This is a genomic window from Yoonia sp. (assembly GCF_017854415.1).
Lineage (GTDB): Bacteria > Pseudomonadota > Alphaproteobacteria > Rhodobacterales > Rhodobacteraceae > Yoonia.
In genome coordinates, this window is sequence record NZ_JAFMHR010000090.1 from 1 (window position 1) to 13,489 (window position 13,489).

12 protein-coding genes are annotated in these 13,489 nt (G+C 54.2%); 4 read left to right on the plus strand and 8 right to left on the minus strand.

From position 1 onward, the window contains the following. The 3 genes from QZ197_RS10840 to QZ197_RS10850 form a co-directional block, all read right to left on the minus strand. On the minus strand, positions 1 to 1,848 hold a 1,848-nt coding region (locus QZ197_RS10840), incomplete at its 3' end, for a hypothetical protein (RefSeq protein ID WP_296431953.1). A 385-nt stretch (positions 1,849 to 2,233) separates the two neighbouring features. Beyond that, a complete protein-coding gene (locus QZ197_RS10845) occupies positions 2,234 to 2,545 on the minus strand; it encodes an ETC complex I subunit (RefSeq protein WP_296431954.1) in 312 nt (103 codons plus the stop codon). Positions 2,546 to 2,605: 60 nt separating this feature from the next. Beyond that, positions 2,606 to 3,841, minus strand: a complete 1,236-nt coding sequence (locus QZ197_RS10850) for an aminopeptidase (protein ID WP_296431955.1) — start codon at positions 3,839 to 3,841, stop codon at positions 2,606 to 2,608. A gap of 120 nt (positions 3,842 to 3,961) precedes the next feature. Between QZ197_RS10850 and uvrB the strand changes: the two genes are divergently transcribed. Further along, positions 3,962 to 6,169 (plus strand): excinuclease ABC subunit UvrB, encoded by a 2,208-nt coding sequence (uvrB, locus tag QZ197_RS10855; protein ID WP_296431956.1) that lies wholly within the window; start codon positions 3,962 to 3,964, stop codon positions 6,167 to 6,169. 216 nt (positions 6,170 to 6,385) lie between these two features. Then, the gene (locus QZ197_RS10860) at positions 6,386 to 6,814 is read left to right on the plus strand and encodes an excinuclease ABC subunit B (RefSeq protein WP_296431957.1); all 429 of its coding nucleotides are present in this window, start codon (positions 6,386 to 6,388) and stop codon (positions 6,812 to 6,814) included. On the opposite strand, the gene QZ197_RS10865 is transcribed toward QZ197_RS10860, so the two are convergent. The 4 genes from QZ197_RS10865 to QZ197_RS10880 all read right to left on the minus strand — a co-directional run bounded on the left by QZ197_RS10865 (position 6,811) and on the right by QZ197_RS10880 (position 10,642). After that, positions 6,811 to 7,317: a hypothetical protein gene (locus QZ197_RS10865; RefSeq protein WP_296431958.1), complete on the minus strand. Its 507-nt coding sequence runs from the start codon at positions 7,315 to 7,317 to the stop codon at positions 6,811 to 6,813. The genes QZ197_RS10860 and QZ197_RS10865 overlap by 4 nt on opposite strands. A 74-nt stretch (positions 7,318 to 7,391) precedes the next feature. Continuing rightward, positions 7,392 to 8,624, minus strand: coding sequence for an ABC transporter permease subunit (locus QZ197_RS10870; protein WP_296431965.1), 1,233 nt, complete (start codon positions 8,622 to 8,624; stop codon positions 7,392 to 7,394). Positions 8,625 to 8,725: 101 nt separating this feature from the next. Beyond that, a complete protein-coding gene (locus tag QZ197_RS10875; protein ID WP_296431959.1) occupies positions 8,726 to 9,529 on the minus strand; it encodes an ABC transporter ATP-binding protein in 804 nt (267 codons plus the stop codon). 105 nt (positions 9,530 to 9,634) lie between these two features. Then, a complete protein-coding gene (locus QZ197_RS10880; protein WP_296431960.1) occupies positions 9,635 to 10,642 on the minus strand; it encodes an ABC transporter substrate-binding protein in 1,008 nt (335 codons plus the stop codon). 486 nt (positions 10,643 to 11,128) lie between these two features. On the opposite strand from QZ197_RS10880, the gene QZ197_RS10885 reads away from it, so the two are divergent. Continuing rightward, a complete protein-coding gene (locus QZ197_RS10885; RefSeq protein WP_296431961.1) occupies positions 11,129 to 12,514 on the plus strand; it encodes an aminotransferase class III-fold pyridoxal phosphate-dependent enzyme in 1,386 nt (461 codons plus the stop codon). Here the strand turns inward: QZ197_RS10885 and QZ197_RS10890 are convergent. After that, a complete protein-coding gene (locus tag QZ197_RS10890; protein ID WP_296431962.1) occupies positions 12,511 to 12,645 on the minus strand; it encodes a hypothetical protein in 135 nt (44 codons plus the stop codon). The genes QZ197_RS10885 and QZ197_RS10890 overlap by 4 nt on opposite strands. Before the next feature lie 134 nt (positions 12,646 to 12,779). Between QZ197_RS10890 and QZ197_RS10895 the strand changes: the two genes are divergently transcribed. Further along, positions 12,780 to 13,489, plus strand: a 710-nt coding sequence (locus tag QZ197_RS10895; protein WP_296431963.1) for a GntR family transcriptional regulator, incomplete at its 3' end; no start/stop codon positions are given.

The following is a 13,489-nucleotide window of genomic DNA, read 5'->3' on the forward strand; positions in this document are numbered from 1 at the left end:
CTTTGGTTTGGAAGCATGGACCGAATTACTCATACACAGAAGATCGGACACTCTCGCAGTCGATGTCACAGTGGGCTGTGTACTTATTGTACCAAGCAATGCATCTGCGGGCGAAATGACGTAAGTTGCCGTACCGATTTGCACAGCGCCGTCGTCTTGCGCCAGCAGACCAACATAGCCAACTGCGTTTGGATCAAAGGCAGGCTCTGGTGTGTACACGCTGGTGCCATCAAGCATGTCGAAACCGTCAAGAAGACCTCCAACGCCGTTGCTTGAGAGCTGAACCCCTGCAAGTGACGTATCGCCAGTATTTCTGGCGGTATAAACATAGGTAACTGTATCACCCGCATCGCCAAAGATACCGTTCTCGTTGGTATCCAGGACCGACGCGACCTTTTGGGTCAGTTCAATCCGTGGCGCAGGATCGACGTAGTCAATCGACACCATTGCTGGCTCTGATGTGTTCGGGCCGTTATCTTTGACAGTATAGAACACCGGGAATGGATCACCCACGAAGCCCGCAAAAGGTGTGAATGTCAGCATACCATTGGCTGCGACATAGGACCAAGTCCCTTGGCCCGGGACATCGAACCCGGTGACGTCACCGGTCGTCGAATTGGTTTGTCGGTTTACGACGGTCACGCCTGTGGGCGCAATCAACGACACACGTGTTGGGTCGATTGTGTTGTTCCCGTCCACATCCGTATCATTGTTAAGGATATCGACGCTGACCGATGCTTCCGAAACCGGACCCAAGACGCTGTCGTTCATTGCAACCGGTGCATTGTCATCGTCGACAATTGTATAGGTCGTGGTCGTCAAAGCAGGACCAGCGCAATCGATGTCCCCCGTCTGCAAAGTCGTATTAAAAGCGAAATCTTGCGCCGGCGGGGCGATGGTTTCCAATGTGATTGAAAGAATATCGTCGCCTTCAACAAGGTCGTCATTCTTGATTGTGATCAAACCGGACACCGCTGTCGTTGGCGTCCCGTCGTAGGTTCCTGCGGGAACGGTAACAACACCAACCCCATCATTGTTGGTGTCGCCTGCGACTGTGAAATCGACGCCGGCCGTCGCATTCGCGCTGGTGACGCGAATAGTGACTTCGGCGGCTTCACGCACTACGCCAGAAATGTACAACAGAGGCAGATTGCTGCCCGGTGTCTCAACATCACTGTAGGACGCCGCGCCAAATTCCATCAGCGCAATTGGCTGGAGGTTAATCGCGTCGATAAAGTTACCATAGGAGCCAGCGTCGCCAGACTCGAAACCAATACTGTATTTACCCGTTTGACCAGTAAACGCTTGGCTGCCGCTCAAAACAGACCAGTCATCATTAAGATTGCTTGACGGTCGCGGCAGTGAAGATGTTGCAAAAGTCTGCACCATTTGGTTCATCGCGTCTCTTGCTGTCAATGCGATGCTTTGGGTCGTCAGTCCGCCGCCGGCGCGGGCGCGATGTGCAAACTGCCATGAAAATATTTCGCCCGCGACAAGGCAAATCTCTTGCGATATCCGCCCGGCCCGATTGGCATTAAGCTCAATGTGAAAGTCGCGGTCTTTGCTTGTCACGTTGTTAAAGCCGCTGCGCCATATCTCTATCTCGCCTGTGGATGATGCCCATCCAACAAAGCTGCTATCAGGATCGATGTCCCAACGGGTTGGAGGCGTGTAATTGTTGAAGCTTTCGAAGCTCTGGTTCAAGACTTCCCAACGGTCTTGCGCATGAACCTCATGCGACGAGGTAAACACAAGTGTTGCGCAGCCAAGCGCAAAGGTAAGACTGCGCAAAGTGGACTTGGCGCGTGTCTTAAAGGGCCGCAGTGCGGGCCGGACATTCTCAAACATTTTAAACTCGTCACTAATCGAAACAAAAACACAAAGTTCAATAAAACTCTGAAACCAGCGGCTAAGATCGAATTAAGACAAAATAAAGGAAAATGCCGATGCATAGACTTAAGGACAGGTTGGATACGGCCATATCACCGCGTGACGTGACGTCGTCACCTAGCAATTGCCATAAATACGTGTCTGACGGTCAACCGCCAAGCCATCAACGCTGAGGACGGGTACTTGATGCACAAGACCGCCAAGCGCACCTATTCAATGGTCATTCGGTCATGAGTAAACCGGCTACGGCAAGGTACCAACACATGAAAAGGCGTTGGTTATCGCTCAATATGTTGAATGAAGGCCTACTTCACGGAGTCTTCGCCCGGGTTTAAACGGGCAATTAATGCGTCCAGACACCACGGCGGTTGGTTGCAAAGTTATCGCCGTATCCACCGGGGCGAATATTCACGCCGCGTGATTTGGCCTCTTGCACAATCGCTTCGATGCCGTGCTCTTTGGCATAGTCCAAAGCTGCCTCTTTCGTGTCGAATTCCAGCTTTACCTGCGCTTGGGTATCAGTTGACGATGTCCAGCCCATCAGCGGATCGACCTCGCGGGCTGTCTCGGATACGTGCTCAAGCACCCAATGCTTTGTTTTCGCCGTGCCAGAGGACATAGCAGTCTTTGCAGGTTTATAGATTCGTGCACGCATCGCCGGTCTCCTGAAGCTTACTTCTATATGTGCAAAAGAACGCGCAAGCGCAAGCGTCTGTCACGCCCATTCGCCGCCGCGCATTACTGGTACCCGTTCGCCGGTCTTGGTAATCCCGTCGATATCAACCGCATCTGATCCCATCATCCAATCCACATGGATGATGCTTTGGTTGCCGCCCTTTTGCTTGATCTCTTCGGGTGACAGTTCTGATCCGCCTTCAATCGTATCGGCATAGCACTGCCCCAACGCGATATGACACGATGCATTTTCGTCAAACAACGTATTGTAAAACAGCGTTCCCGACTGGCTGATCGGGCTGGAATGCGGAACCAGCGCCACCTCGCCAATCCGGCTGGCCCCGTCGTCGGTTTTCAGCAATGCGTTCAAAACGTCGGCACCTTTGGTTGCTGTCGCCTCTACAATCCGGCCAGCCTCAAAACGTACGGCGATATTTTCAATAACCGAACCTTGGTGCGCCAATGGCTTCGTCGCGGCCACTGTGCCGTCAACTTTGTATGCATGTGGGCAAGTGAACACCTCTTCGGTTGGAATGTTCGGCTGACATACGACACCGTTCAACGCAGGCGATGCGCCACCTTTCCAGATATGCCCATCAGCCAAACCCAAATGCAGGTCGGTTCCGGGCCCTGTGTAATGCAACGCGCTAAAGTCCTGCGCATTCAGCCAATTCACACGCTCTTTCAGCGTTGCCGTGTGCGCAGTCCAATTTGCCACCGGATCATCGCCTTCCAGACGGGACGCGGCATAGATCGCATCCATCAACTTGCCTTGCGCCTCATCCACAGGAAGATCGGGAAAAACCCGCGCCGCCCAAGCTGCACCGGGGTAAGCGACAATATTCCAATTCACCTCAAACCCGACAATCGGACCCATCGCGGGCTTAGCAGCAATCGATGTCGCTTTGCTCAACCGTGCGACCTTTGCTGGGTCCTGTTCGGATAAAAGCATCGGGTCATCGCCTGTGATCGCCATCCGTGCAGCGCCGCCTTTGAACGCCGCAGCCATCCCTTCAAAGAACCAGTTGGGCGCGCGGTCAAAACTTTCGTCAGACGCGTGTTCATAACGGGCTAGTGTGATCGCATCATCGCTAAAGAATGGTGTGACGATCCCGCCACCCGCTTTGTAAGCATGCACCGCAATCCTGCGGACCAGATCAAGTGCGGCCATAGGTGCTGTAATTACAAGGTCTTGGCCCGGTTGCAGGTTCACACCCGTACGCACGGCTACTTCTGCCAGACGGTCAAGTTTCGCGGGATCGATATGGTCAGACATGGGGGCACCTTTATGATTTGTGCAGAGACTATGATTTCTTAGGCCCGCGTCAACCAGTCAGCGACCCTTGAACCTGCCCCCAAACACATCAATTATAGGTAGGAACAAAAGGACACCGTTATGGCCTACGCCCAGACAGACAAATCTGAACCTGAACAGTTCCTTGCGAATCCAGCGCCCGACGTGAAAACACGCGAAAAGCTAGAAGGCGGCAAGGCATTCGTGTTGCACACGGAATTTGAACCGGCGGGCGATCAACCCGCCGCGATCAAAGAACTGTCCGAAGGCATCCGCAACGGTGAACGCGACCAAGTGCTTCTGGGGGCCACTGGTACCGGCAAGACCTTTACCATGGCAAAAATGATCGAGGAAACGCAGCGGCCCGCGATTATTCTTGCCCCCAACAAAACTCTGGCCGCGCAGCTTTATGGCGAGTTTAAAGGATTCTTTCCCGAAAACGCTGTCGAATACTTCGTCAGCTACTATGACTACTACCAGCCAGAGGCCTACGTAGCGCGGTCAGATACTTTCATCGAAAAAGAAAGCCAGATCAACGAACAGATCGACCGCATGCGCCACTCGGCCACGCGCGCACTGCTGGAACGCGATGATGTTATTATCGTGGCTTCGGTGTCTTGCATCTATGGTATCGGCTCGGTCGAGACGTATGGGGCGATGACCCAAGACCTCCATGTCGGCAAAACCTACGACCAACGCCAGATCATCGCTGATCTGATCGCCCAAGCCTACAAACGCAATGACCACGCCTTCCAGCGCGGCACGTTTCGCGTGCGTGGCGATAGCCTCGAGATTTGGCCGGCACACCTTGATGATCGCGCTTGGAAACTGTCGTTCTTTGGCGAGGAACTGGAAAATATCACGGAATTCGACCCGCTCACTGGCGAAAAAACCGACACCTTCGACAAGGTCCGCGTTTACGCAAATTCGCACTACGTCACGCCAAAGCCAACGATGAACCAAGCCGTCATCGGCATCAAAAAAGAACTGCGTATGCGGCTCGATCAACTGGTTGGCGAAGGCAAACTGCTCGAAGCACAACGGCTGGAACAGCGCTGCAATTTCGATCTGGAAATGCTCGAGGCGACAGGCGTGTGCAACGGCATCGAAAACTATTCGCGCTATCTGACGGGCCGCGCCCCGGGCGAACCACCCCCCACATTGTTCGAATTCATCCCCGATAACGCGATCGTTTTCGCGGATGAGTCTCACGTATCGGTGCCCCAGATCGGCGGCATGTACAAAGGTGACTTTAGACGCAAAATGACGCTGGCCGAACACGGGTTCCGGCTGCCGTCCTGCATGGACAACCGTCCGCTGAAGTTCGAGGAATGGGACGCCATGCGCCCGCAATCTGTCTTCGTCTCGGCTACTCCTGCGGCGTGGGAGCTGGACCAAGCGGGCGGCGTGTTCACCGAACAAATCATTCGCCCCACTGGTCTGATCGACCCCAAGATCGAAATCAGGCCCGTCGAGATGCAAGTCGACGATCTGCTGGACGAAGTGCGCAAAGTCGCCGCTGACGGCTACCGCACGCTGGTCACAACGCTGACTAAACGCATGTCAGAAGACCTCACCGAATACATGCACGAACAGGGCATTCGCGTGCGCTATATGCACAGCGATATCGACACGATTGAACGGATCGAAATCCTGCGCGACCTGCGTCTTGGGGCATTTGACGTGCTGATCGGGATCAACCTGCTGCGCGAGGGGTTGGATATCCCCGAATGTGGTTTGGTGGCAATTTTGGATGCGGACAAAGAAGGCTTTCTGCGGTCCGAAACATCGCTGGTGCAAACCATCGGCCGCGCCGCGCGCAACGCCGACGGGCGCGTGATCATGTACGCCGACCGGATCACAGGTTCGATGGAACGCGCGATGAAAGAAACCGAACGCCGCCGCGTCAAGCAACTAGCTTACAACGTCGAACACAACATCACACCGACGACGGTCAAAAAGAACGTCGAGGACATCCTCGCAGGCCTCTACAAAGGCGATGTGGACATGAACCGCGTGACCGCCAAGATCGACAAACCAATGGCTGGCGCAAACCTTGCGGCTGTGTTGGACGGCTTGCGTACGGATATGCGCAAAGCCGCCGAGAACCTCGAATTTGAAGAGGCTGCAAGACTGCGCGATGAGGTTAAGCGGCTGGAAACGGTCGAATTGACAATCGCCGATGATCCATTGGCACGACAGCAAGCGGTGGATAAAGCCGTAGGCGACGCGCAGAAAGCGTCAGGACGAAGTACAGCCGGACGTGGAGGAATGCGCGGTGGGAAGTCGAGGTATGGAGGTAAGAAATAGCCACCCCAATGGAATTTCACTCCTAGTCAAGCGCCCCCTCCTCGCCGATAGGTCGGGCAATGACCGCCCCGCCCCCATGGGCGGACGCTGCCCTTGGCGCCCTCAACACACAACAATAGTTCAAACCCCGTTAACCAATCACCCGCCGGACGCCCGGTTAACCACTCAACGCAGACAGCACTCTTGTCATTTGCCATAACCCGCTATCTTACCCTTATGCGCATCGCTCTTGCCTTCCTCTTGCTCGCCACTCCCGCCACCGCGTGGGAATTTTCGGCTTTGCGGGTCTGTACCCTTACTGACACTTCGGATGCAGGCGAGATCATCGTCACCTATGACGCAGCAATCACCGAGTATACGGTCACTGTGACCCTGCCAAATGGCACGTGGCCCAGCGATCCGACGTTTGGCATGGCCTTTGCAGGCGAACGCCCGATCAGCATCCAAACCGACCGCTACACGCTTAGCAATGATGGCCGCAGCCTGACGGTAAAAGACCGCGGCTTTGGCAATGTTCTGAATGGATTAGAGTTCAACACACGCGCCTATGCGATCTTGGGCGACACGACCATCGGCTTCTCGCTAAGCGGGATCGGTCCGGCAATTTCAGACTTCCGCGCCTGCCCTGCAGTGAACCTTGCCTAAAGCGTTCCGCGCCAGACAACCGACCCTTCGCGCCATGTGCCGCCCACCAATATCCCCTTTTTGTCGGCGTGCGGAAACTGCACACGCCAGTCGCGGAACTTGTCGTTGGTGACAACACGCAGGTGGTGGTCCGAAGCAAAGGCCAAGATTGCCTCATCCGCAACCACGCCCCTGCTTACAACGCACACATGCCATGCGGGTACGCCGATCAACCACGCGATTTTTGACTCATCGTAATAATGATCGTCCAGTTTATAGCCGACATTAGCATCAAAAAAGACGATGGGCGTATATCCCTTTTGCTCTAACGCCCGCAGCACCCGTGACAGCACTTTGGCAGAGGGGTCTTCTGCCCAATGCATCACGTTGGACCCATCCACGACAATCGCGTTTGCTGGTGGTCCTTCCTGCTTTGGCGCGACGGGCTTTCCGCGACGCAGCAACAAAAGGATGAAGAAACCCAACAGCGCAGGCAAAAGCAAAAGAAGGTCAGAGATAATCAACGCGGGAAAACCAAAAAGGGCGAGAGTTTCACACCCTCGCCCTTGCCGTTTAGGTTGTCAATAGGGAGGTTGAATCAACCTTTACCCTTCCAAGGCACCAGCCATTTTTCGGCCTGCCGCATCAACATGTCGATGCTGAAACCAATGATACCGATCAGGATAATACCCATCAAAACGATATCGGTACTTTGGAATTTGGACGCCACCATGATCATCATGCCAGCCCCCTTTTCCGCAGCAACCAATTCGGCCGCAACAACAGTGCCCCAACAGACGCCCATCGCGACGCGTGCCCCTGTGAAAATCTCGGGCAGTGAATTGGGGATAATGACATATCGCATGATCTGCCACTTGGACGCGCCCAGTGAATAGGCCGCATGCACTTTGGAAATCCGCACGCCGGATACACCGGACCGCGCCGCAATCGCCATGATCCAAAGGGCCGCAAGGAACAGCAGGATGATCTTTCCGACCTCGCCAATACCCGCCCAGATGATCACAAGCGGGATCAAAGCAAGCGGTGGTACAGGACGCATAAATTCAACGATCGGATCAAACCAACCTCGGAACCAGTTGGACAGTCCCATCGCATAACCCAGCGGGATACCAACCAGAGCGCCCAACACAAAGCCTACGATCACGCGAAACAGCGAGAAACCAAGATGCTCTGCCAAGGTTGAATTCCGGTAGCCAACAGTCGCGATTTCGCCCAAACGGCTCCAGACGGCTTCGGGAGAAGGCAACCAGATAGGTTCCATCTGCATGCCGGTGTCTGGGATGATGTTCAGCGTGCCTTTGTCTGACATCGCAACACGACCAAAGGCGACGTCAACAGACCCGCCCGGTACGATTGCCTGCCCGTTAACGGCAGTCACGAATGTGTCTTCACCGCGGCCCATTTCGTCATTGCTGTCGACGCGCAGCAATTCATTGCGATAGCTTGCAATCGCGACCGCGTCGTTCTTGGCGATACCATCGCCCGGTTCGACCGCAGGGACCGTCACATCTTCGCCCAATGGGGCCACCACGACCGATACAGTCGCATCGTCGCTTTCGCCCGCAGGTGTCGTGATCGTGTAGTTAAATTCGCCCTCACCCACGAATGGACCCGGAGCATGGATGAAGCCCGGCAAAAGTTTCGATCCGGTAAACGCGCCCCAAAGCACAAAGATCAAAACGATAGAAATCACCGACGCGGCAGTGTTTGAGGTGACAGCGCTTTCATCGCCAAAGGTCACGGTCTTCAAAGATCCATAGTCTTTCTTGGGCGTCAAAAACTTCTTGATACCGCCCCAGATCACCATCATCAGAAGGATCAGCAGAACGTAGCCCACGATATAAGGTGCTGCACTTAGCAACGTCGAAAGTACGGCCAAAAGCTCGGCCCAGAGTTCTCTAAAAAGTGACATTATGCTTCCTCCGTCCGGCCCATGATTTCTTCTTCCATGTCCCAAATCATCCCGAGGATTTCCTCGCGGGTTTCAGCGAACTTCGGATGCTTTTTAACTTCACGCAGGTCTTGGCCGACGCCCATTTCTGCAAATGGCAGGCGATATTCTGTGTGAATGCGGCCGGGACGTGGCGCCATGACGATCAATCGCTCGCCCAGTAGCAATGCCTCTTCGACGGAGTGGGTGATCAAAATGATCGTCTTGCCGGTTTCTTTCCAAAGCTTCAGAACAAGGCCCTGCATCTTTTCGCGGGTCAGCGCGTCAAGCGCACCAAGCGGTTCGTCCATCAAGATCACATCAGGTTCGTTAGCTAGGCAGCGGGCCAGCGCCACACGTTGCTGCATGCCACCGGACAGTTCATAAACGGCTTTGTCTTTAAAATCTTGCAGGCCCACAACGTCCAACAAATGGTCAACGATCTTGGATTTCTCAGCTTTTGGCATCCCCTTCATCGACGGACCAAAACCTACGTTCTCACGCACGCTCATCCATTCGAACAAAGCGCCTTGCTGGAATACCATGCCACGTTCGGCAGCAGGTCCATGTACGGTGTGACCGTTCAGCGTGATGACCCCTTCGGTCGGTGCCAAAAAGCCCGCCACGATGTTCAGCAGCGTCGTTTTTCCGCAACCCGAAGGCCCCAGCACCGATAGCAATTCACCCGCCTTGAGATCGATGGTGACGTCTTTCAACGCCTGCACTGACGACCCATTTGGCAGATCAAACCGCATCGACAGCTTATCTATTTGCAACCCTGACATGGCTATCCCCGTTGTTTTCCCTGAAAATTCTTGCGCATCATCGCAAGAATTATCGCGAAAAACGAAATACTGGCGCGCAGTTTCCCACGCGCCAGTAAGAGCAGATTACATGTCGTTGGCAGCGGCCAACGGACCTGTGTTCACGGTGCTTTCGTAGCTATCAAGCGCACCCGGGATCGAGCCGGATTCAACGAATACGTCTGCGACACCCTTCATGAAGGACGGTGCAGCACCACCCAACCATGCTGCGGACAGCTGTGTTGCAACGTCAGGGAACACGAATGTTGCCATAGTTTCAGCAGTTGCATCTACGTCCATACCCGCATCGTTCGCGATTACCGGAAGCATTTCAGCAACACCGGAACCATCGTTCCAAGCTGTGTTTGCATCGGCTGTGACGGCAAGGAACTTAGCAACCAGATCGCCGTTTTCAGCAACGAAACCTGCAGGTGCAGATGTCACGTCAAACACGAGGATACCCAGTTCTTCTTTTTCTGCGCCAGTCAGCAACACGTTCCCGTGCTCTAGCATGCGGCGCAGTGCACCACCCCAACCGCAAGACATGTCAACCTGACCTTGGGCCAAAGCAGCAGCACCTTCAGCAGGTGCCATATCAACAACGTCCAAGGACGCAAGATCTACACCGAAGTGGTCCATCTGGCGCAAGAAGCCGTAATGTGCAGCTGTACCGAGTGGAACAGCAACCTTTTTGCCCGCCAATTCGCCAGCGCTCATTTTGTCGATCTCAAGACCAGAAGATACGACGCAGTTGTCGTTCTCGGCATAAGATACCGCGACGTCGAGGATCTGAAGATCTTGACCAGCGGATGCTGCGACAACGAAAGGTGGCACACCTTGGCTGACAGAAATCTGTACGTCGCCGGATGCCATAGCAGCGGACATTGCTGTACCGCTGTCGAAGCTAACCCAGTTTACTTTGACGCCCATTTCTTCGTCGTAAGTGCCGTTCACTTTTGCGAACTGGAATGGCATTGGCCACTCAAGGAAATAGCCGACAGTGATTTCGCCATGGCCTGCTGCGGTGGCCTGTGTGGCACCTGTCATAAGTGCTACGCCTGCAGCGGCACCCATTAATACTTTTTTAATCGTCATTGGTCGTCTCCCATGTTGCAGCCCCATTAATAAGGGCCAATATCGTGTTGGCAGGTTTGCCCCACCTTTATTGAAATAGCCAAACATGAATACTTGGAGGTTCCAAGCACAATCAAATCTGGCAATTCTTGCGGCCCCAATAACCGGAGCCTGTTCTTGCTCGCGTGGTCGAAAGGTTTATTCCCACGACAAGTCACGAAGCAACGAAAGGAATTCGAGGCCGCAGGTCAATCAAGGAAATTGATGTGATATTGCAGAGGGTTGCGTGCAAAGGTCAGCGGCGTTGAAATTTAATACAACATTTTCATTGCGTTACTCCGGGAATAGCCCACTGAAAACGCGGTAACCCCGCATCCTCTGGCTATATTCAAGCAATCGAACTGGCCCTAACGGTCAAGCGCATTCCAAAGGCAATGTGATCAAGAACTCAGCGGACAACGAGCAAGATTCGATCCGCTTCTTCCCATTTCTTAAGGAGTACCGCACATGGACACGCATTCTTTCGCAAACGATCCCGCAAATGTTGTTGAAGCTGACCGCGCGCATGTGTGGCATCACCTTAGCCAGCACAAACCCTACGAGACAATTGACCCCCGCATCATTGTCGAGGGCAAAGGCATGCGCGTTTGGGACATCAAGGGCAAAGAACACGTCGATGCCGTGTCTGGAGGCGTCTGGACCGTGAACGTTGGATATGGCCGCGAGCGGATCGGCAAAGCAATCTCTGACGCTGTCACCAAGATGTGTTTCTTTGGCGGCACAGCGGGCACAATCCCTGGTGCGCAATTCGCTGAAATGCTGATCGACAAGATGCCCGGTCTGGATCGCGTCTATTATACAAACTCCGGCTCCGAGGCGAACGAGAAAGCCTTTAAGATGGTCCGCCAGATCAGCCATAACCATCATGGCGGCAAGAAATACAAAATTCTCTACCGCGAGCGCGACTATCATGGATCAACCATTGCGACGATGTCGGCAGGTGGCCAGGAAGAACGCAATGCGCAATACGGCCCGTTCACACCCGGCTTTGTGCAAGTACCGCATTGTCTCGAGTACCGTTCTCAGGACGGTTCGGTCGGCGAAGAATATGCGATGAAGGCGGCCCAAGCGATCGAGGATGTAATTCTGGCCGAAGGCGCTGACACTATCGGCGCACTTTGCCTGGAACCTATTACAGCCGGCGGCGGGATTATTATTGCCCCCAAAGGCTATTGGGAGCGCGTGCAAGAGATTTGCAAAAAATACGACATTCTGCTGCACATCGACGAAGTTGTCTGCGGTGTTGGCCGGACCGGTACTTGGTTTGGCTATCAGCAATTTGGCGTTCAGCCGGACATCGTAACAATGGCAAAAGGTGTGGCCTCTGGCTATGCTGCGATTTCATGCTGCGTCACAACGAACGCCGTTTTTGACAAATTCAAGCAAGACGACACCGATCACCTCAGCTATTTCCGCGATATCTCGACCTTTGGCGGTTGCACGGCAGGTCCGGCGGCAGCGATCGAGAACATGAAGATAATCGAAGAAGAAGATCTGCGTGGGAACTCTGTCAGAATGGGTGCGCACCTTAAGGAAAATCTGAACGCATTGATGGACAAGCATAAGTGGATCGGTGACGTGCGCGGCATGGGCCTTTTTGCGGGTGCGGAACTGGTCCTTGATCGCAACACAAAAGAACCAGTCAGTGAAAAGCTGGTTGGTGCGATTGTGGCAGACTGTATGGCGCAAGGCGTCATCATCGGGGCGACAAACCGGTCCTTGCCGGGTTACAACAACACCTTGCTGTTTGCGCCACCGTTGATTGCCACCAAAGACGACTTGGATCAGGTAACTGATGCCGTCGACAAGGCGATCACGCGCGTATTGGGCTAAGAGCGTTGCGGAGCAGGGCTAATCACTTGCTCCGCTACGACGCTTGGCGCGTGCAACGTCTGTGACGTGGCATAAGTCGCAAAGCAAGCCGCGCCCAAGACGGCGATAAAGGCGATAGGTAGCAGTTTCATGAGGCGTCTCCGATTGGCTCTACTTCTTGAACGCAGCCGATCCCGGTTTCCGTCGCTGATTTCTTGAATTGATACGCGGCTCTTGCCTAACGGTCTTTGTAAGTCCAATCTGGACCCCTACATAAGGCCAAAAAATGTCGATATCCGTCGAAACCTTTTTTCTCGACTCCTCTGCCGAAGGCACGTTGCAAGCGCGCATTCAGCAAATGGTGGCGCAAGGTATCTTGGCGGGACGGTTCCGTTTGGGTGAACGCCTGCCCTCGTCTCGTAAAATGGCCGCGCATCTAGGGGTCAGCCGGATCACGGTGACGCTGGCCTATACCGAATTGGTGGCGGACGATTATCTGACCTCGCGGGGTAGGTCGGGGTATTTCGTATCCGAAAACGCACCAGAACCACCAGCCTTTCCAGCCCAGCGCTTTCAAACCGGAACTGTCGATTGGACTCGCACAATTGCGCAACGTTTCACACCGGGACTGAGCCTTGATAAGCCTGCCGATTGGGCCAGCTACCGCTACCCCTTTATCTATGGCCAAGCCGACAAGTCACTCTTTGACAGCGCCAACTGGCGGCTATGTGCATTGCGCGCTTTGGGTATGCGCGATTTTAATGCGCTGACATCGGACTATTTTGACGGCGATGATCCTGAATTGGTCGACTTTATCGCACGCCAAACATTGCCACGTCGCGGGATCTTGGCAAACAAGGATGAAATCCTGATCACGATGGGCGCACAAAATGCGCTGTGGCTATCGGCGCAGGTACTGTTGAATGGCCGTCGTCGCGCTGCGATCGAAGACCCGTGCTATCCAGCACTGCGGACAATCCTGAATCAATCGCGATG

Bases quoted from the DNA above. Each gene is read 5' to 3' on its own strand.
- QZ197_RS10845 (WP_296431954.1), bottom strand. From the start codon at position 2,545: ATGCGTGCACGAATCTATAAACCTGCAAAGACTGCTATGTCCTCTGGC.
- QZ197_RS10850 (WP_296431955.1), bottom strand. From the start codon at position 3,841: ATGTCTGACCATATCGATCCCGCGAAACTTGACCGTCTGGCAGAAGTA.
- uvrB (WP_296431956.1), top strand. From the start codon at position 3,962: ATGGCCTACGCCCAGACAGACAAATCTGAACCTGAACAGTTCCTTGCG.
- QZ197_RS10860 (WP_296431957.1), top strand. From the start codon at position 6,386: ATGCGCATCGCTCTTGCCTTCCTCTTGCTCGCCACTCCCGCCACCGCG.
- QZ197_RS10870 (WP_296431965.1), bottom strand. From the start codon at position 8,624: ATGATGGTGATCTGGGGCGGTATCAAGAAGTTTTTGACGCCCAAGAAA.
- QZ197_RS10875 (WP_296431959.1), bottom strand. From the start codon at position 9,529: ATGTCAGGGTTGCAAATAGATAAGCTGTCGATGCGGTTTGATCTGCCA.
- QZ197_RS10880 (WP_296431960.1), bottom strand. From the start codon at position 10,642: ATGACGATTAAAAAAGTATTAATGGGTGCCGCTGCAGGCGTAGCACTT.
- QZ197_RS10885 (WP_296431961.1), top strand. From the start codon at position 11,129: ATGGACACGCATTCTTTCGCAAACGATCCCGCAAATGTTGTTGAAGCT.
- QZ197_RS10890 (WP_296431962.1), bottom strand. From the start codon at position 12,645: ATGAAACTGCTACCTATCGCCTTTATCGCCGTCTTGGGCGCGGCTTGC.